This window comes from Salinimicrobium sediminis (genome assembly GCF_900215295.1).
Lineage (GTDB): Bacteria > Bacteroidota > Bacteroidia > Flavobacteriales > Flavobacteriaceae > Salinimicrobium > Salinimicrobium sediminis.
Map to the genome: position 1 here is coordinate 1,513,658 of NZ_OCMF01000001.1, position 18,887 is coordinate 1,532,544.

16 protein-coding genes and 1 tRNA gene are annotated in these 18,887 nt (G+C 43.1%); 11 read left to right on the plus strand and 6 right to left on the minus strand.

Going from position 1 to position 18,887, the window contains the following annotated elements; translation table 11 throughout:
* Nucleotides 1-94: 94 nt before the first annotated feature.
* Together CRO16_RS07000 and CRO16_RS07005 are read left to right on the plus strand one after the other, a co-directional pair.
* A complete protein-coding gene (locus CRO16_RS07000; RefSeq protein ID WP_097055577.1) occupies nt 95-1,894 on the plus strand; it encodes a DUF885 domain-containing protein in 1,800 nt (599 codons plus the stop codon).
* A gap of 301 nt (nt 1,895-2,195) precedes the next feature.
* A complete protein-coding gene (locus CRO16_RS07005; RefSeq protein WP_097055578.1) occupies nt 2,196-3,029 on the plus strand; it encodes a DUF5602 domain-containing protein in 834 nt (277 codons plus the stop codon).
* Between the two features lie 198 nt (nt 3,030-3,227).
* Here the strand turns inward: CRO16_RS07005 and CRO16_RS07010 are convergent, their stop codons facing one another.
* The 4 genes from CRO16_RS07010 to CRO16_RS07025 form a co-directional block, all read right to left on the minus strand.
* Nucleotides 3,228-3,848, minus strand: a complete 621-nt coding sequence (locus CRO16_RS07010; RefSeq protein ID WP_097055579.1) for a dioxygenase family protein — start codon at nt 3,846-3,848, stop codon at nt 3,228-3,230.
* 69 nt (nt 3,849-3,917) lie between these two features.
* Nucleotides 3,918-4,898 carry an HNH endonuclease gene (locus CRO16_RS07015; protein ID WP_097055580.1) on the minus strand — a complete coding sequence of 327 codons (981 nt, stop codon included), beginning with the start codon at nt 4,896-4,898 and terminating at the stop codon, nt 3,918-3,920.
* Nucleotides 4,899-4,900: 2 nt separating this feature from the next.
* Nucleotides 4,901-8,047 carry a DEAD/DEAH box helicase gene (locus CRO16_RS07020; protein ID WP_097055581.1) on the minus strand — a complete coding sequence of 1,049 codons (3,147 nt, stop codon included), beginning with the start codon at nt 8,045-8,047 and terminating at the stop codon, nt 4,901-4,903.
* Nucleotides 8,044-8,433, minus strand: a complete 390-nt coding sequence (locus tag CRO16_RS07025; protein WP_097055815.1) for a (deoxy)nucleoside triphosphate pyrophosphohydrolase — start codon at nt 8,431-8,433, stop codon at nt 8,044-8,046. The genes CRO16_RS07020 and CRO16_RS07025 overlap by 4 nt, the downstream gene beginning before the upstream one ends.
* A 258-nt stretch (nt 8,434-8,691) precedes the next feature.
* Between CRO16_RS07025 and CRO16_RS07030 the strand changes: the two genes are divergently transcribed.
* A complete protein-coding gene (locus tag CRO16_RS07030) occupies nt 8,692-8,826 on the plus strand; it encodes a CIA30 family protein (protein WP_097055582.1) in 135 nt (44 codons plus the stop codon).
* A gap of 99 nt (nt 8,827-8,925) precedes the next feature.
* Here CRO16_RS07030 and CRO16_RS07035 read toward each other — a convergent pair whose 3' ends face one another.
* Nucleotides 8,926-9,660 carry an SDR family oxidoreductase gene (locus CRO16_RS07035; RefSeq protein ID WP_097055816.1) on the minus strand — a complete coding sequence of 245 codons (735 nt, stop codon included), beginning with the start codon at nt 9,658-9,660 and terminating at the stop codon, nt 8,926-8,928.
* A 355-nt stretch (nt 9,661-10,015) separates the two neighbouring features.
* Here CRO16_RS07035 and CRO16_RS07040 point away from each other — a divergent pair, with 355 nt between their 5' ends.
* The 6 genes from CRO16_RS07040 (at nt 10,016) to trxA (ending at nt 17,088) form a co-directional block, all read left to right on the plus strand.
* On the plus strand, nt 10,016-10,507 hold the full coding sequence (locus tag CRO16_RS07040) for a CIA30 family protein (RefSeq protein WP_245858898.1): 492 nt from the start codon (nt 10,016-10,018) through the stop codon (nt 10,505-10,507).
* A gap of 169 nt (nt 10,508-10,676) precedes the next feature.
* The gene (locus CRO16_RS07045; RefSeq protein WP_097055584.1) at nt 10,677-10,904 is read left to right on the plus strand and encodes a hypothetical protein; all 228 of its coding nucleotides are present in this window, start codon (nt 10,677-10,679) and stop codon (nt 10,902-10,904) included.
* A 297-nt stretch (nt 10,905-11,201) separates the two neighbouring features.
* Entirely contained in the window at nt 11,202-11,567 is a 366-nt protein-coding gene (locus CRO16_RS07055; protein ID WP_097055586.1) for a GerW family sporulation protein, read from the plus strand.
* 232 nt (nt 11,568-11,799) lie between these two features.
* A complete protein-coding gene (gene dinB, locus CRO16_RS07060; protein ID WP_097055817.1) occupies nt 11,800-13,020 on the plus strand; it encodes a DNA polymerase IV in 1,221 nt (406 codons plus the stop codon).
* 559 nt (nt 13,021-13,579) lie between these two features.
* Nucleotides 13,580-16,588, plus strand: coding sequence for a DNA polymerase III subunit alpha (locus tag CRO16_RS07065; protein ID WP_097055587.1), 3,009 nt, complete (start codon nt 13,580-13,582; stop codon nt 16,586-16,588).
* Nucleotides 16,589-16,770: 182 nt separating this feature from the next.
* The gene (trxA, locus tag CRO16_RS07070; protein WP_097055588.1) at nt 16,771-17,088 is read left to right on the plus strand and encodes a thioredoxin; all 318 of its coding nucleotides are present in this window, start codon (nt 16,771-16,773) and stop codon (nt 17,086-17,088) included.
* A gap of 70 nt (nt 17,089-17,158) precedes the next feature.
* Here the strand turns inward: trxA and CRO16_RS07075 are convergent, their stop codons facing one another.
* Entirely contained in the window at nt 17,159-17,593 is a 435-nt protein-coding gene (locus CRO16_RS07075) for a hypothetical protein (protein ID WP_143544461.1), read from the minus strand.
* Between the two features lie 167 nt (nt 17,594-17,760).
* On the opposite strand from CRO16_RS07075, the gene CRO16_RS07080 reads away from it, so the two are divergent.
* Nucleotides 17,761-18,687, plus strand: coding sequence for a DUF58 domain-containing protein (locus CRO16_RS07080; protein WP_097055590.1), 927 nt, complete (start codon nt 17,761-17,763; stop codon nt 18,685-18,687).
* A 122-nt stretch (nt 18,688-18,809) separates the two neighbouring features.
* A tRNA-Asp gene (locus CRO16_RS07085) sits at nt 18,810-18,883 on the plus strand.
* The last annotated feature ends 4 nt before the right edge of the window (nt 18,884-18,887 follow it).

Consider the following 18,887-nt stretch of genomic DNA (forward strand, 5'->3'; position numbering starts at 1 on the left):
CCCTAATCACCATTCCCTAATCACCATTCCCCAATCCCCAATCCCCAATCTCCTTTTTTCTATATTAGTAGCTTTACTTTAAAAAATTCAGAAAATGATAAAGAAATTAATATTTCCGTTATGCCTGCTCTTTATTGTTACTGCCTGTAAAACTGAAAACTCCGCGACTCCTTCAGAAGAGAGAGAAAGAGTGAGAACAGAGTTTGACTCGCTGCTAAGCAATTATTATGAAGATGGTCTTAAGCTGAATCCCATTGCTGCAACCACCTCGGGTGACATGAGGTACAATGACCGCTTTCCCAACTTTCTTTCCCCGACTTTTGAAGACAGTCTTAGAAACTACTACAGCACCTACAGGGACAGGGCGAAAGCTTTTGATGATGCACAGCTTAGTGAAAGTGAACAAATGAGTAAGGAAATTCTATTGTGGGAGTGCAATATGAACCTGGAAACCCTCGAATTCAGCAAGGAGAAATATCTGCCTATTGACCAGATGTGGTCTGTGAACCTGTTCATGGGGCAGCTCGCGAGTGGAGCAGGGGCGCAACCTTTTGATACTGTAAAGGATTATGAGGACTGGTTAAAACGGGTGGATGGCTATCTTACCTGGTTTAATACCGCCCGTGAAAATATGCGGGAGGGAATGCGACAGGGATATGTGTTGCCCGCTGCACTTATAAGAAAGGTAGTTCCTCAAATGGCCGCCATGACCGGCGGGGAAGTGGAGAACCACCTGTTCTTTAGTCCGGTGTTGAATTTTCCTGAAGATTTTTCTGAAGCCGAAAAGCAGGACCTTATCGATAAATACCGCAATATGGTAACCGAAAAGGTCATTCCTGCATATGAGCAGATGCATGATTTTATGCAGACCGAATACCTGGCTGCCGGAAGGGAAACCAGCGGAATCACCGGTATTCCTGAAGGGGAGGAGTATTATAAACACCAGATCAAACTCTACACGACAACTAATATGACTGCCGAAGAGATCCACGAGCTGGGGCTGGCCGAGGTGGCGCGTATCTCTTCCGAAATGGAAAAGGTGAAACAGCAGGTTGGCTATGAAGGAGACCTGCAGTCATTCTTTAATTACGTGCGCAACAATAAGGAACTGATGCCATTTGACACAGCCGAAGAGGTGGTAGCTAACTTCAATGCTATCTACGACCGCATGAGACCACATATTCCGAAGCTGTTCGATATGACTCCCAAAACAGGATTTGAGGTGCGTCGTACAGAAGCCTTCAGGGAGAAATCGGCCAGTGCCGAATATAATCCGGGTTCGCTGGATGGAACGCGCCCGGGAATCTTCTACGTGCCGGTGCCCGATGCAACTACTTATAATGTGTATAGCGATGAATCCCTCTTCCTGCACGAGGCCATCCCCGGGCATCATTACCAGATCTCGCTAACGCAGGAGAATGAAGATTTGCCACAATTCAGGAAAACCCTTTGGTACAGCGGCTACGGCGAAGGCTGGGCTCTTTATTCTGAATCCCTGGGAGAGGAGCTGGGGCTTTATGATGATCCTTACCAGTACTTCGGAATGCTGAGTGCAGAGATGCACCGGGCCATTCGGCTGGTAGTAGACACAGGATTGCACAGCAAGGGCTGGACGCGGGAGCAGGCCATTCAGTATTCGCTGGAAAACGAGGCCGAACCCGAATCCAGTGTGATTTCAGAGATAGAACGCTATATGGCCAATCCCGGGCAGGCATTATCTTATAAGATAGGGCAGCTCAAGATCATTGAGTTGAGAAAAAGAGCCGAAGCTGAGCTGGGAGAGAAGTTTGATATTCGCCAGTTCCACAATGAGGTGCTTGAAACCGGCTGCGTACCATTGCAGCTCCTGGAAAATAAGATCGACGGATGGATCGCTGATGTGAAGGGAACCTAAGTTCTCCAGCAGAAAATAATGAAAAGCCCTTTCTGAAATATTCAGGAAGGGTTTTCTTTTAGTAGGCAGTAAGAAGTCGGCAGTAGGCAGTTTTTGGAAAGTAGAAGAAGGAAGTTAGAAGTACGAAACTTGGAAGTTAGAAGTACGAAGGTAGAAGTACGAATTTTTCAGATTCCGAATTTTGAATCCTGAACCTTGAATCTCCTTGTCATCTTCTTCTCTCACAACATTAACTATAGCAGCAGCAGAACCAAAGCAAATTTGAATTAATTTAACGCTCTAATAACCAAAACTTTGCGTCATGAAGAAAACAATTTTTCTCTTGCCGCCCCGATCTCCTTTTTACCTACTCCCCCTGTTTTTTCTCTTTCTACTTGCAGGCTGCCAGCAAGAAAGCCTGCCTGAAGCCGATGGACTCACGAATTCTGCGGCAGCCAAAGCCGCCAATGATGAAGTGAGGGTTAACACCTTTTACGGGCCGGCTGAGCCTTTCAATGGGGGCGTAGTGCGTACCATGGTCACCATGACCCGTGACGGGGTTCCTGTGGAGATCGGGGTGCGTATTTCAGAAAAGGCTCTTGAGGACCTGCCCGAGGACGGAAGGATCATTAGCCTGGACCTGCCCAATCAGATGCAGGGCCTGACTTTTGAACATGTAGACGTTAACTGGAATCCACACGGGCACGAACCTGAAGTTCTGTATGGAGCAGAGCATTTTGATGTGCATTTTTACATGGTGAGCGAGGAATACAAGATGACTATCACCGATCCTCAAAAAGGAGTGGATTATCCCGATGAGGTCTATCAACCCTTCAATTACTTTCCACCCCCACCACAGGTGCCTGCGCAGTTCCAGTTAGTGCCCAATATGGGCGTTCACTGGACCAGGGCCGATGAGCCGTTTCCATTCACACACACCTTCATTTACGGGTCCTATGACAATAGTTTCATCTTTATGGAACCCATGGTCACCCTGGAGTACCTGTTGGAACATGCAGATGGAACAGCATTCAGCATTGCCCAGCCGGATGAATTCGAGAGAAGCGGTTATTATCCCACCACCTACAAAATGTATTATGATGATAAACACAAAGATTATGTGATAAGCATGGGAGATATGGTGTGGTATGATTGAAGTGTTTAGGAATTTAGATTTACGAAGTTAGAAGTACGAATTAAAGTGTTCAGTGATCGGTGATCAGTGATCAGAAAATTGAAAATGAGTAAATCCTGAATTTTGAATGTTGAATAAACCTGTAAGCTCCTTTTGGGAACCTGCAGGTTTTTTCTTTCCAAACCTTAAACCTTGAACCTTAAACCTTAAACCTTGTACCTAGTATCCCGGAATATTCCTTCCCAGTATAAAATCCCTGTTGATCACGTAAATATCATCCTGCTTTTTGAGTTTCACAACTCCGGGAGTGCCGCCACGGGGACTGGAAGAGACATGTTCATTGCTTAGCAAGTCATCCCCCTCGAAAAAATAGGTTTCCAGCCAGTAATATTTCCCGTCCGGCTCCAGGACATAGGGATGTATGTGTGCCGGCGTATTGCGGCTGGGGTAGTGTCCCGGCACCTGCGTGTAAAAGGTGAATTTCCCGTCTGGTCCGGTTTTAGCCCAGCCTCTAAGGTAACCATGCCTTTTTGCCCATCCTTCCTCGTCGCCACGGGTGGGGTAAATACCTTCTGCGTTGGTGTGGTGGATATATATAACTACGCCCTCTGCGGGAGTTTTTCCGTCGGGTTGATAGATAGTGCCGGTGAGCTTCAGCTTTTTTGCGGCCGACTTAAATTCCGGAAGAGTATCTACGGCAGTAAGTTCCCTGTCACCGTACTCCAGCACGGCCTCACAGCCTTCACAACGCCCACCTACCAGGTGTGGCTCCTCTTGTTGCGAATGTGCGCAGGAGGTGAGTAGCAGGAACAGGAATAGAATGCCGAAGCTTTTTGTCATTTTTGAAGACTTTGTAAATCAGTTAGTTAAGTTAATAAAATTTTGTTTAGGTGCGGCAAAAGATCCGGCTTAGAGCAAGAAGACTTCTTTGTTATGCCAGCTTAAGGATTCCTGTGAGGGATAATATTTTTCCTTTTCTGGCAGGGAAATTTGTCGGCCGGCAAACTGTGATAGCTTAAAATGTGACTCCTCCTCCTCAAGTGTTGGAGAAACCCTGACGACATAATCGGAATTAATTGTAATTAATCCCCGGTCAAAAGCTCGATGCAATGTTGGGGATAAAGCTATGCCATTAGTAATGGTGTCATCTCCCGAAAGACTAAAGGGATAAATGTGACAGGCATCAATCATCTGGACATTGTAAGAGGATTGAATCTTCATTCCTGTTATACAACATGTGTGGTTATATATTCTTGGGACAGTCTTTTTGAAGAGTCCACCACGAACAAATAATTCCTGTTCAAATTCATCTTCTTCTAAAGTTTCTTTTAGACTCTGGATATAATTTTTATAAATCTCTTTGGGTTCATTCAAGATTTGATTTTCGATACTTTCTTCTTCATAGTTTTTTTCACGGCTTGAATAAAGATGTTTAGTTGCAGGAAAATAGTTTTCTAAAATGAGCTGCTCAAACCACATTTGGTTTGGTGTCTCCTGAAGAAGGAAGAATAATTCACGATCAATTTCAGCAAAAGCAATGGATTCTTTTAGGTTTTTAAAACTCTTAATACTATTTGAACTTGTAGTGGCTAATTCTTTCCCTGGTTTACCTACTAAATACCAAAAGGGCTCGGAGCGTAGATGAAAAAAGGGGAGAGAAAAATTCCGCTTATGATTAGTGATTACTAATCGGTTCCAGTTCTGCTTAAAAGCTAATAAAAGATCCGGAGTGATAAATATTCGGTTAGAACTTATTACTCCCCTAGAAATTAGCTGAATAACTGATAGTAATAAGATTGGTTTATGTGGCGCTTTACCCATATCCTTGACATTGGCGCACCTCAATTTCCTGAATTGGTTGGAATATTTAAAAATGGTTTCTTCTGTCATTTCTAACCAATAGCTAATTTCTGACTTTCTTTCAAAATATAAGAGGGCATGGGTTCAAGAAGTTTCCATTCTACACTCATAGGTTTTGCACCTTTTGATTTTATAAATTCTGTCTCACCCAAAAATGTGTAAGACATTGTAAAACCATATTCATCCACGTTTTGTTCCCTTACAAAAAGTAGTATTTTCTTGCCAATCGTTTTATGTTGAATGTATGATTCTCCCTTTGGAGAATTTGGAGAGATGCTATTCTGTGATTGCCAATGAAAAAGGGTTTTATTCACGGCATAATCTTCATACATCGTTGTTGGAGAATATTCTTTTTCGGTTTTTTTAAGTGTGACGAATAAAGCCTCCACGTTTAGCTTCTTGTTAAAAGCGGATCCTTCACGGTTAGAAGATTTTTTACTGAAGGTACTCATTTCGATTGCAGCTAAAATTTCTTCTCTATTATATCTACTGTGGAGCTTTAAAGGGAAAGGAAAACCTAACCGAATATCCTTTTCAACAAATTCAATTTTTTCTATTTGATGTTCAACGAATTCTTGCAACTCTTGAAGCATAACCTTGTTTTTTCTCAACAAAGCCATACTGTCTTTTAAATTTGAAAAATCCAATTTTGGTCCTGCCTCTTGCCAAACATCGTAATGGAGCATTAGCAGCATTTTTTCTTCCTCCTGAGTAAGCAGATCGAGATTGGTATTTTCAGAAGTTATTTTCTGGATGAACTGCAGATAACTTAACGAGTTACATTGGATTAGTTTCTTCTGCATACAGGTCGTCAGTTCTTTTTCCTGAGGCTCCTCAAAATCAGTAATAACCTTTGCATCTGCACATAGTCTTTTCCAGCTTCCTTTCCTGTAAATCTGACGAATCTCAAGATGATGAAATTCTAAAAAATTGTTCAGTGTTAGAGGAAGGGTAGAATGGTGTTTGAACTGCTGAATTTTAGTTAATAGCTGTGGTCTCCTAAATTCAGTTGCCTCTCGGATGTTTCTTAGAATAACTTCCTTAGCTTTTTTCTCCAGTACGATTGAACAACCTAAAGGTAAATGGGGAAATTCATCTTCTATTTCCTTTATGATTGAGGTGTGTGTTTTACCTACTAAGGCCCTGAATTTATGTTCAAAATCGTATTCTGGCCGAGCATTACCAACAAAATCTAAAACAGTTAAGCAGTCTTTGTTTTCCGCAAGTCTAAGGCCCCGTCCTAATTGTTGAAGGAAGACAGTTAAGCTTTCTGTAGGTCTGAGAAAAAGGACGGTATCGATGTTTGGGATATCTACACCTTCATTAAAAATATCTACTACGAACAAATAGTTAATCTCTTTTTTCAGGAGTTGATTTCTCAAGAACTCCCTCTCCGAGCTATTACTGCTAACTAAGTAATTGGCTTTTAATTTAGCTATTGTAAATTTCTCGGCCATGTATCGGGCATGCTCTTGACTCACACAAAATCCTATAGCTTGTACATCATGAACATCTGTCAAATATTCCTCACAATTACGGATGATATCTGATACGCGTCTGTCATTTTCCGTATAAAGCTTTGTCAGTTCTTTTATCTCATACTTCCCATTCCTCCAATTTACTGTTGATAAATCAATAGCATCAGAAAGAGCGAAGTATTGGAAGGGACTTAAAAGCTTACGATTTAGAGCTTCTGGTAGTCGAATTTCTGCAGCAATCTTGTTGTGGAAATCTTCTGCTATGTCTCCTCCATCCATTCTTTCTGGAGTTGCTGTTAAGCCTAAAAGGATTTTGGGCTCAAATCTTTTAAGAATTGGACGATAGCTATCGGCCTTGATGTGATGCACTTCATCAACTATTATGTAATCGTAAAAATCAAGTCTCAAATTGATGGTCTTCAACCGATTGTTCAAGGTCTGAACAGACGCGAAAAGTTGAGTATATCTTTCCGGTTCATTTCCATCTACCCACAATTCTCCAAAGTTGGAATCACGCAAGACATGTTGGAATGTTATCTGCGCCTGTTGTAAAATCTCTTTCCGGTGAGCAACAAATAGGAAATTTGCATTTGGATTTTCTAAATAGAACCTCCTAAAATCAAAAGCTGAGATTACAGTTTTCCCAGTTCCTGTGGCTGCCACCAATAAATTTTTATTTCTATTATGGACTTCTCTTTCTGATTGTAACTTAGACAGAATTTCCTCTTGATAAGGATAGGGCTTTAAGTCGAAGAAAGTGGTAATTTGATGTGATCCATAGGAACTTTGTCTCTTTAAAGCCTTACTTAATTTCTCCCTATCTCTTCCTTTTTGGTATTGTTCAAACTCGGGATCTTCCCAATAAGTTTCAAAAGTCTTTTGAAACTTATCAATAATATGGCTAATTTCCTGAGTTGTTACTTTCAGATTCCATTCCAAGCCATTAGTTAAAGCAGATCTGGAAAGATTTGAAGAGCCAATATATCCAGTATGAAAGCCAGAATTTCTTAGAAAGAGGTAAGCTTTGGCGTGCAGTCGTTCATGTTCGGAATTGTATGAAACCTTTATTTCTGTATTGGGTAAAGAAGATAAATATTCAATGGCTTTTACATCTGTAGCTCCCATATAGGAAGTGGTAATAATTTTCAGACTTTTACCACTGCTTGTAAATTCTTCTAATTCCTTCTTGAAAATTCTAATTCCGGAGTACTTTATAAAAGATACTAACCAGTAGATTTCATCGGCAGAAAGAATTTCTTTCCTCAATTCACTTTCCAATGAGATCCCAACGTTATTTCCGGTAAAAAGTTCACTCTGGCTCATTCGAGTATAAGGAGTTATCTCCTTCAGTCGCGCTTCTAAACTTGAAAAGGGAAAATTGAGTTTCGAAAATACAGCTTGCAAGATTCTACCTTCACTTTCCAATAGATTCTCGGATAATTCTACGTTTCCTAATTCCGAGACTAAGAGCTGAATTATTTTATTGGAGAGTTCGATTTGTTTTAGCGGCCGATCTTTTTCTTTGATCTCATTAAGAGCATACTTTATTGTTTCCGCTAGATAAAGACTTAAATACAGCGAAGCTTCTTCTTTGTCCAAAGTCGTTTCGCTAATGTGAAATTTTTCAGAATCAACGGATTCCAATTTATTGGCGACCAGTTTGTTTATTAGCTGTTCGTAGAGTCCTGTTTCGAGGTTCATTGGCTACTTTGAATATAATTTTGAACAATAGGAATGTCGGCATCTGCCCAATCGTACCGTGACAAATCAGTGGGAGATGCCCATTCAACCTTTAAATGTTCTTTTAAATCAATTTCAAATGTTTGTAGGGAACAGCGAAATGGAATTAGTTTAATTACTTTATTATTTGGATAGGAGTGAGTACTAAAAGGTAAACGTTCAATTACTTTTATTTCAACACCTAATTCTTCTTTTATTTCTCTTTTTAAACAGGTTTCTAAATCTTCATCTTTTTCAACCTTTCCTCCAGGAAATTCCCACTTAAGTGGGAGGTTCATCTTTTCACTTCTTTGTGCACAGAGAATTTTTCCATCGAGTTCTATTATGCCACAAGTTACTAGGATCACCCTCTTGAATAGTTGTTTCAATAAAAGTAAGAAAATCCTTAAGAAGTATATGACGGGAAATTTCAAACCATCAGAAAAGGAAGTGGTGATTTTAATTTCCACACCTCTTTCTAATCACCTTCCGCAGCAACACTTCGCAAAATTTAAATTTTGAAACTTTTAGGGGGACAGGAAGAATTACCAGTTCAGGCTCAAAGAGAACTGCAGGACTAAACCTCCTATGCCAAACTATTTGAAACTACCGGAGAATGGTAAAGTGTGGAGATTCCGCTGGATCAAATGAAACCTGTCTACCGCGGCCGGGATCTGGACATGCCCACTTTCTCTGCCAATGCCATTCAGGAAATCAGGTTCCTTATAGACAGCAAAAAGCAAAGGGATTTTGAACTATAGAACAACTAAAAAAACCACAGATCACAAAAAAATCTGTGTATCTGTGGCTTTTCAATGACTATTGATCAATTAGCAATGATCACTAAATATGGAATATTTTTAAGCTTTCCCTGTAGGTTTGATGAGCAGCTCGTTCACGTTGACACTGTCCGGTTGGGAGATCGCGTAGAAGACGGCATCGGCGATATTTTCGGGTTCCAGGTGTGGTTCATTCTCATAGCTGTAATCCTTATCCTTTAGCAATTCCTGGTCGGTAATATCATCCCGCAGATTTGTGGCTACGGTTCCGGGTTCAATGGAGGTGACCCTGATGTTGAATTCCGGAGAGAGTTCCATGCGCATTGCCCTGGAAAGTTCAATGATGGCAGCCTTGGAAGCTCCGTATACTGCCCCGCCTTTAAAGATCTCCTTTCCGTCTACCGAGGCGATGTTTACGATATGCCCGCTCTTTCGCACCTTCATTGGCGGCAGGGCCTCATGTATACAGCGCAGCGTCCCTTTTACATTCACCTCGATGGTTTGCAGCCATTCCTCCAGGTGCCGGTTCTTGAGGTAGGTGAGCGGCATGACTCCGGCACAATTCACCAGGATATCGATCTGGCCCATTTCCCTGTGAATATCTTCAAATGCACCCTGCACGCTTTCGGTATCGGTCACATCCATACTCACCACCAGGCTTTCGTGCTTCAGCTCCCCGGCAGTTTCCTGAAGCTTGTGAATGTTACGACTGGCCAGCGCGACTTTACATCCGGCTTCAGAAAGTTTTATTGCGATCGCTCTTCCTATACCGCCGCTTGCCCCGGTCACTACTGCTACTTTATCTTTTAGTTCCATAATATTATCGCTTTCTCTTAATATCAATATATTATTGCTGAAGCTGAGTTAAAAGAGTTTCAAATAACAGGAATTTAACGGTGTGGAAGAATCAATGTTCAATGATCAATTACCGATTAACAATTAACGAGTGGTCAGTGTTCGGTGTTCAGTGATCAAAAGATTGAAGAATTTGATGATTTGAAATTGAGAAGAATGCTTCGCGAATAGCCAATAGCCAACAGCTCAAAATAGAACTCAAAGCTTTAAAAAGAAAAGCTGAAGAAAAAAATCTATTTCCAATGAACCATAATATACTTATCTTATAAAGAAAATGCTACATAGCCGTTTCCTTTTAATTTTAATAGCCCTGATTATGAATGATCTTACTGTTTTTGATTTTAGTGCCACCAAAGACTGGTCGGGTTGGCGGGTAGAGAATGACGTAGTAATGGGAGGGAATTCGTCCAGTAAGTTAGAGCGCAGTGGCGAGGGGAATGCTGTTTTTACCGGCAGGGTCTCCCTTGAAAACAACGGCGGCTTCGCCTCCCTGCAATATCATTTTCCCCCGAAGGATATTGAAGGTTATAAAAAAGCCCTCCTTTACCTGAAAGGGGACGGAAAGACCTGGCAATTCAGGATAAAATCCCGCCTGGAAGACAAAGCATCCTACATATATGAATTCACTACTACCGGAGACTGGCAAACCGTCGAAATGCCGCTACACGAAATGAGACCGGTATACCGCGGCCGCAGCCTTGAGCTGCCAAATTTTTCTTCAGATACCATACAGGAAGTTCGGTTCCTGATCGGTAATAAAAAGGAGCAGGATTTTCGGCTGGAAATAGACAGGATCATGCTACAATGATCAATTAACAAGCACTAAATTCCAAATTCCAAATTTTTTTAGTGGGTAGAGAGCGGAGGCAGGTAACCAAGCTATTTATTTAATTCTTTGTTAAACTCTCGCGATCCTGATAAAAGTCATCCTTTTAAGTGTCAGTAATTCAGAGATTTAGATTCTTAAAATTGAATGTATGATCTGGCTTCTCATTATTTTAGGACTGTTGCTGACTTTCCTGATCTTTCTATTGCTCACACCGCTCATTCTTGTGATCGATACCGAAAAAGCAGAGTATTCCCTCACTTATAGAGGAGTGGGAGGTGTAAACCTCATTCCCGATGCAGAGGAACTGGTCTTTTTGAGGTACAGAATTTTTTTTTTGAAGGTAATTTTTATCCCCTTAGAGCAAAAAGATCTGTAAAAAAGAAAGAGAAGCCCGGGAAGAAGAGAAAGGAAGGAGGAATAAAAATGAGTCGGATGCCTGAGAGGATGTTTAACGTGTTGCGGTCTTTTAGGGTGAGGGAGCTGAGGTGGGAACTTGACACAGGAAATTACCTGCATAATGCACTGCTTTACCCCATCTTTTATCTTTTAAACCTCCAGGATGCTTCGACAGGTATAAATTTTTTAGGTAGAAACGGGATTCGCATTAGAGTAGGAAACAGGTTAATGAGGATGCTGTTTGCCTTTTTCAAATAATCTTTTAAAATGACTAATCATGGAACTGAGATTTGAAGAATTACTGGACAGAATTACCGATTTTATGAGATCGGAGGCGAAAACTGAAACTGTCATTGGACAACAGTTTAAACTGGGAGAATTTACCTGCGTCCCCGTTATTAAGGTGGGGATGGGTTTTGGTTCCGGTGGCGGTGAGGGAGAGGATCCCAAAAAAGGCAAAGGACAGGGGGGCGGCGCCGGCGCCGGAGTGAACATTCAGCCAATAGGCTTCCTGGTAACTAAAGAGGATGAGATCTCCTTTTTAGGAACAGGTGCAAAGACCGGCCTGGCTGCTGTTTTTGAAAAGGTGCCCGATCTTATTGAAAAACTCTCTGAAAAAGCCAATAAAAAAGAGAAGCTTTGATGTGATGTGGATCGCCCATGTGGGATTGAGGAAGTTATTGTACATTACCCTCTTGTCCTCACTTTGATGGTTCTTCATGGTGTCTGGGGAAACAGCTTCAAAAGCGTTTCTTATAACCTGCTTATTCCCAGTCACTAAAAATTTCTCTTTCATTTTAACGCTCTTTCAGCAGGAGGGAATCTCTTATTTTTATAATTTTGGAAATATTCCAATTAATAGGAAAATATCCAAAATGGAGAAGACAAAAGCTATTTTACACCTCGACCTGGATACCTTTTTTGTATCTGTAGAGCGCAAGCTTCATCCGGAACTCAATAACCGGCCGGTGCTGGTTGGAGGGCTGGGGGATCGCGGGGTGGTAGCGGCATGTAGTTATGAGACCCGCCGCTATGGCGTACATTCGGGGATGGCGATGAAGGTGGCCCGGCAGCTTTGTCCGGCGGCTACGGTGATCAAGGGAGAGACTGTCACCTATAGCAAATATTCCAACGAGGTCACCGAGATCATTAAGAGCAAAGTGCCGGCTTTTGAAAAAGCCAGTATCGACGAATTCTACGCCGACCTTACCGGGATGGATAAGTTCTTTGGCACCTACCGCTTTGCCAGTGAGCTGCGGCAGGAGATCATCCGCGAAAGCGGCCTTCCTATTTCCTTCGGACTTTCCCGAAACAAGGTGGTGTCAAAAATAGCCACGGGCGAGGCTAAACCCAATAATCAGCTGCTCATAGAAAGCGGGAATGAAAGGAATTTTTTAGCACCCCTGTCTGTGCGGAAGATTCCCATGATAGGAGCTAAGACCTTTCAGACGCTGCTGGGGCTGGGGGTGAGGGAGATCAAAACCATCCAGGAGATGCCGGTGGAGATGATGGAAAGCGTCCTGGGCAAGAACGGGCGCACCATCTGGAAACGCGCGCATGGAATAGATGATATTCCTATCATTCCGTTTCACGAGCGCAAATCCATCTCTGCCGAACGTACCTTTCACCGGGATACCATCGATATGGTGCAGCTCAACGCCACGCTTACCGCCATGACCGAGAGTCTGGCGTACCAGCTGCGGCGGGGGAATAAACTCACCTCGAATGTGAGTGTGAAGATCAGGTATTCAGATTTTAATACCTACACCAAACAGGCCAGCATTCCCTACACCAGCGCCGACCATATTTTGATCCCGAAGATCGAAGAGCTCTTCCGGCAGCTGTACAACCGGCGGTTGCTGATAAGGCTCGTGGGAGTGAAGTTCAGCGGACTTGTAGGGGGGCATTACCAGATCAATTTGTTTGATGACAGCCAGGAGATGCTGGACCTGTACAATTCCATCGACCGCATTCGCAACCGGTTTGGGGAAGACAGCGTGATGCGGGCATCAACCATTGGCGGCACCAGCATAGGCGGAAGGGCAAATTCTTTCGACGGCGCCCCACCTATGTTGTATGCGCACAGGCAGAGTTAGCCTCCTGCGGAGGCTATTCAAGGTTCAAAATTCAAGATTCAAAATTGGGTTATATGAATGATAAATTATAGTAAGAATAGGATGGAAATTTCCTTTTACGCAGAATAAGGAGCAAAACTTCGAAATTCAGGAGCACCGATTTTTATCGGGGCTCCGCGAAGTTTTGTGACTGGTTTTTCTCCTGCGGAAGCAGGAGGGAAAATTCCTCGGAAAAGGTGTCCTTTTCTTTGCTTCGTTTCTTTTGGACAAGCAAAAGAAATGAAGGGCAAGTAAAAAATAACATGGACTTATAACCAGAGGATCCAGGGAGATCCGGAATAAACCCGGTATTGATTTCCGTGGCCTCTGCGCGAAAATTCTCGTGCTGTTTTTTTCACGCAAAGAGCGCAAAGAAAAATTCGCAGAGAACGCAAAGAGCGAATGGTTAAAAGTCAACAGCCAACAGTCAAAAGCTCAAAAAACATAACTCATAACTCTAAACTCATAACTTAAAAAAGTCCTGGCTCTTGGTTCTTGTAGCGCAGCGGTCTTGCCTCTTGACCTCAAAATATGATAAGAAATGTATTTAAACAACCACACATATTACTCCCTTCGCTACGGCACTTTTCCGGAGAAGGAATTGTGTGATCTGGCAGAAGAGAATAAGGCGACGGCGGTGGCGGTGACCGATATTAACAACACCTCGGCCTGCCTCAGCTTTTTGAAGACTGCTCAAAAATATGATTTTAAAGCCCTTATCGGGATCGATTTTCGCAATGGTGTGCAGCAGCAGTACGTGGGCCTGGCGCGGAACAATAATGGTTTTAAGCAGCTCAACGATCACCTCTCGGCGCACCTGCATGTGGAGAAAGAATTCGCTGCAGCTGCTCCGCCGCTGGAAGATTGCTGGTTTATTTATCCGCTGGAGCAGGTGATAAGGTGTCAAAAATGGCATTTTAGAGAGGATGAGTTCATAGGAGTTTCGGTGGAAAGCCTGCGCAAGCTGAAATTTTCAAAATACCTGCAGCTAAAGCACAAACTGGTGCTGCTGCAAACCGTAACTTTTAGAAATAAGCGGGATTATAACGCCCATCGCCTGCTGCGGGCGATCGATAAGAATATTCTGTTGAGTCAGCTGCCCGAAAACGAGCAGGGTGCTCCCTCTCATAAAATGCTGCCTCAAAACACCCTTTTTGAAGCCTTTGCAGATTATCCTTTTATCCCGCAGAACACGCAGCGCCTCATCGATGGCTGCGAGCTGAACTTTGGCTTTGACAGCGCCCGGCAAAACCGGAATCTGCAGATCTTCAGCAGCAGCAAAGAGGAAGATGCAGAGATCCTGAAGGAGTTGTGCTACAAGAACCTGCCGCGCCGCTACCCCCATGCCACACCCGAAACCTATGCACGGGTAGAGAAGGAGCTGCAGGCTATTATTAGTCTGGGTTTTGTGAGTTATTTCCTGATCAACCACGATATCATTTCCTATGCAAAATCGAAGAATTATCCATTCATAGGGCGGGGGAGCGGAGCGAATTCGGTAGTGGCCTATATCATTGGGATCACCAATGTGGATCCCATTGAGCTCAACCTGTACTTTGAGCGCTTTATCAACGCCCACCGCCACTCACCGCCCGACTTTGATATTGACTTCTCCTGGAAGGACCGGCAGGATGTGACCGATTATATTTTTAGGAGGTATGAACACACTGCCTTGCTGGCGACCTATGTCACTTTTAAGCGGCGGGCGGTGATTCGGGAGCTGGGGAAGGTATTTGGTTTACCCAAGGCAGAGATCGACAAACTGTCTTCGGGATATTTTGATCCCAAAAGCCTGGATGAGATGGAGCAGCTGGTGTTTCGGTACAGCGGGCTCATCGCCGGCTTCCCCAATTACCTGAGCGTACATTCCGGCGGAATTGCCATTTTACAGGAGCCCATTCACCAATATGCCGGTACCTTTTTGCCGCCTAAAGGTTTTGCGACCATTCAGCTGGATATGAATATTGCCGAAGATGTAGGCATCTTCAAATTTGATATCCTCGCCCAGCGCGGATTATCCAAGATCACCGATGCCATTGAGATCATTAAGGAGAATCAGCCCGAAGCGGAAATTGAAGACATGGAGAATATTTCCGCTTTTAAAAATGATCCTAATATCAATCATTTGTTACGCACCGGCGACTGCATGGGGGTGTTCTATGTGGAATCGCCTGCCATGCGCGGACTTTTTCAGAAATTACAAACCGATGATTACCTGGGGCTGGTGGCGGCGAGCTCTATTATTCGACCCGGAGTTTCCAATGGTGGCATGAAAGAAGAATACATCAAACGTCACCGCGATCCCGAAAGAAGAAAACAGGCGCATCCCGTGCTGGCGAAGATCCTGGACGAAACCTACGGCATTATGGTGTACCAGGAAGATGTGCTTAAGATCGCCCACTATTTCGCAGGACTCTCCCTTGAGGAAGCCGATATCCTGCGCCGGGGCATGAGCGGCAAGAAGCGAAATGAGGTAGACTTTCGGCGGCTGGAGGATAAATTTAGAAATAACTGCCGGGAAAAAGGTTATTCAGAAAGCCTTATTGAAGAGGTGTGGACCCAGATCATGTCTTTTGCAGGCTATGCCTTTCCGAAGGGACATTCGGCCTCCTATGCGGTGGAGAGCTATCAAAGCCTTTACCTTAAATATTATTTTCCGCTGGAATTTATGGTGGCCTGCCTCAACAACGGCGGCGGGTTCTATGATGTGGAAACCTATATTCAGGAGATCCGGAAATGCGGCGGAAGGGTGCATGCGCCCTGTATCAACAAAAGCGACCACCATACGGTGATCTGCGGAAAGGATATTTACCTGGGGCTGGGCTATATCAAGGAGCTGGAGATAAAAGTGGTGCAGCGCATTTTAGAGGATCGAAATTTCTTCGGAAGCTTTAGATCCTTTGATGATTTTATTGACCGGGTGCCCATTTCCATTGAGCAGCTGAGTATCCTGCTGAAGATCGATGCCTTCAGATTTACCGGGGTGGATAAACATCACCTGCTGTGGAAGGCCTATTTTAAACTGAATAAAGGAAAGACCGCTACCGGGCAGGCGTTGCTGTTTAAACCGCCCCACCGGGATTTTGACCTGCCAGAACTGTCACATTCTTTTCTTATTGATGCTTATGATCAAATGGAACTCCTGGGCTTCTCCCTGCATGACCATTTTAAGCTCCTCAAGCCGGAATGCTTCCACAACCTGATGCGTCCCGGCGTGGTCAAAGCCAAAGACCTGCAGCAGTACCTGGGGCAACAGATCGAGATCTACGGACATTTGATCACTGCCAAACGTACCCCTACAGTGAACCGGCAGTACATGTGTTTTGGCACTTTCTACGACCGGGACGGGGATATTTTCGATGTGGTGCAGTTTCCCAGGGCTGCAGAGCGATTTCCGCTGCACAGCAAAGGGATCTATTTATGTAAGGGAAAGGTGATGGAGGAACTGGGATATATTTATATCACGATAGACTGGATGGAGCGGCAGGAGACCATAGGAGATCCGCGGTATGTAAGTCCCTCCAAAAAAGGCCTTTTAAAGGTAGAGTAAAAAGATTCAGAATTTAAAATTCAATATTCAAAATTGGAATTTGGTGCTTGAAATTTGATTTTTCAGGAATTGTATAGCCTTCTACAATGTGCAAATAGCTATTTCTGATATGTACAGCACCAACTTTGGTTAGATTTTTGACTACTTTTACTTATATTTATTTACGAACAAAAAATTGAATTATGGCTTTAGAGATAACAGACGCAACATTTGAAGAGCAAGTGCTAAAAAGTGACAAACCGGTAATGGTTGACTTTTGGGCAGCCTGGTGTGGACCTTGTAGAATGGTAGGTCCAATCATTGACGACATCAGTAAAGAATACGAAGGTAAAGCAGTAGTAGGAAAACTGGATGTGGATGCAAACCAGGAATTTGCTGCCAAATATGGAGTGAGGAATATCCCCACAGTTTTGATCTTCAAAAATGGGGAAGTAGTAGGAAGACAGGTAGGAGTTGCTCCTAAAAATACATATGCAGAAGCTTTAGACCAGCTTTTGTAATGGATGATTCCATAAAAAAATAAACAGGCCCGGAATTTTCCGGGCCTGTTTATTTTTGGTCTGATTTACATCACTCCCATTTTCGGGCTAATTCGGTTTTCCAGTCCTGGATATAGGAATAATATTCCTGCCAAATCTCACGGGCTTTTTCCTCGCCGCCCACTTTTTTCATGAATGCATCCCTGAATTTTGCTCCGGTAGGGCTTATTTCATAATCCAGTGTCTTGATACCTTCTTCAAGTTCCCAGATAAATATCATATCCCATTCTCCCGAAACCAGGTCCAGCATCATGTGAGGTCCGGGTAAATTTGATTCCATACCCGTAGCCATGAAATGATCCTTAATGATCGCCTGGGCTTTTTCTTTTTGCCCTGCCTTATATTTCACCTGTACAATCTCAAACCATTGAGGATTTTCAAATTGTTTCGCTTTGGTCTCCTGTCCCTGTGCCGTAGAAGTAAACAGGAACAATGTCCACATCGTCAATAGCATTAAATTTTTCATATAATAAAAGTTTTTGGTTTCCGGTGTATTTAGCTTTAATTTACTAAAAATCAGCTTATTAAATAAGAGTTTAGAAAAATAATCAGGTTTTGGAAGGGTCCGGCTGTTGAAAAGCTTATCTCTATGAACTGAGATTTAATTAATTTAGAAGATTTGACACCACATCTATGCAGCTGGAACAGGAAATAAATAAATCGGAATTTCTTAACCTGGACCTTCTTTCGAGGCAGGTAGTAGAGGGATTTATTTCCGGACTGCATAAAAGTCCCTTCCATGGTTTTTCTGCGGAATTTGCTGAACATAAGGTTTATAACCCCGGAGAGACAACCCGGCATATAGACTGGAAACTTTTCGCACGTACAGATAAGCTTTATACCAAACGCTACGAAGAGGAAACCAATTTAAGATGCCATTTGATCATCGATAATTCGGCTTCAATGCATTTTCCGCAGAAGAAAGTACAAAATCTTGGAAACCTCAATAAAATAGGATTTTCGGTACTTGCTGCGGCCTGTTTGATGCAGATCCTTAAGAAACAGAGAGATGCGGTGGGTTTAAGCATCTATAGTGATCAATATGAATATTATGCTCCCGAAAAAGGCGGCGAACGTCACCGGCGTATGCTGCTTCACGTGTTAGAAGAAACCTTGAAACAACAAAAATCGGGTAAGGAGACCAATACCTATACCTACCTGCACCAGATCGCCGAGAAGATGAAACGGCGTTCCCTGATCTTTCTTTTTACAGATATGTTCCAGGATGAGGTGGAAGAGGATAAGTTGTTCGAGTCCCTGAGACATCTAAAGTATAACAAACATGAATTGATCATGTTTCATGTGTTGGATCGCAGGAAAGAATTCAATTTTGATTTTGGAGATACCCCGCAACGTTTTACCGATGTTGAAACCGGGGAGAAAATTGACCTTTATGCTGAAAATGTGAAGGATAGCTACCGGCAGGTTGTAACTGAATACTTTGATAAGCTGAAATTACGGTGCTCCCGGTACGGGATCAAATATGTGGAAGCAGACATCAATGAGAATTTCAATAAAATTTTGTCCACTTATCTGGTTGAGCGACAGAAGTTTGTTTAAGCAGGAAAAAATTCTTCCAAAATAATTTCAAAAAGGTTTGCTGAATTTAAAATGTGCAGTATATTTGCCCTCGCAATCAAGGAACGCTATTTGTTTAAGGTTGTAAGTTCTTAAAAAGAGTTGGTCTGGTAGTTCAGTTGGTTAGAATACCTGCCTGTCACGCAGGGGGTCGCGAGTTCGAGTCTCGTCCAGACCGCAAC

Excerpts from the sequence above, each read along its gene's own strand:
- CRO16_RS07000 (WP_097055577.1), top strand. The coding sequence starts at position 95 with ATGATAAAGAAATTAATATTTCCGTTATGCCTGCTCTTTATTGTTACT.
- CRO16_RS07005 (WP_097055578.1), top strand. The coding sequence starts at position 2,196 with ATGAAGAAAACAATTTTTCTCTTGCCGCCCCGATCTCCTTTTTACCTA.
- CRO16_RS07010 (WP_097055579.1), bottom strand. The coding sequence starts at position 3,848 with ATGACAAAAAGCTTCGGCATTCTATTCCTGTTCCTGCTACTCACCTCC.
- CRO16_RS07015 (WP_097055580.1), bottom strand. The coding sequence starts at position 4,898 with ATGACAGAAGAAACCATTTTTAAATATTCCAACCAATTCAGGAAATTG.
- CRO16_RS07020 (WP_097055581.1), bottom strand. The coding sequence starts at position 8,047 with ATGAACCTCGAAACAGGACTCTACGAACAGCTAATAAACAAACTGGTC.
- CRO16_RS07035 (WP_097055816.1), bottom strand. The coding sequence starts at position 9,660 with ATGGAACTAAAAGATAAAGTAGCAGTAGTGACCGGGGCAAGCGGCGGT.
- CRO16_RS07040 (WP_245858898.1), top strand. The coding sequence starts at position 10,016 with ATGAATGATCTTACTGTTTTTGATTTTAGTGCCACCAAAGACTGGTCG.
- CRO16_RS07045 (WP_097055584.1), top strand. The coding sequence starts at position 10,677 with ATGATCTGGCTTCTCATTATTTTAGGACTGTTGCTGACTTTCCTGATC.
- CRO16_RS07055 (WP_097055586.1), top strand. The coding sequence starts at position 11,202 with ATGGAACTGAGATTTGAAGAATTACTGGACAGAATTACCGATTTTATG.
- dinB (WP_097055817.1), top strand. The coding sequence starts at position 11,800 with ATGGAGAAGACAAAAGCTATTTTACACCTCGACCTGGATACCTTTTTT.
- CRO16_RS07065 (WP_097055587.1), top strand. The coding sequence starts at position 13,580 with ATGTATTTAAACAACCACACATATTACTCCCTTCGCTACGGCACTTTT.
- trxA (WP_097055588.1), top strand. The coding sequence starts at position 16,771 with ATGGCTTTAGAGATAACAGACGCAACATTTGAAGAGCAAGTGCTAAAA.
- CRO16_RS07075 (WP_143544461.1), bottom strand. The coding sequence starts at position 17,593 with ATGAAAAATTTAATGCTATTGACGATGTGGACATTGTTCCTGTTTACT.
- CRO16_RS07080 (WP_097055590.1), top strand. The coding sequence starts at position 17,761 with ATGCAGCTGGAACAGGAAATAAATAAATCGGAATTTCTTAACCTGGAC.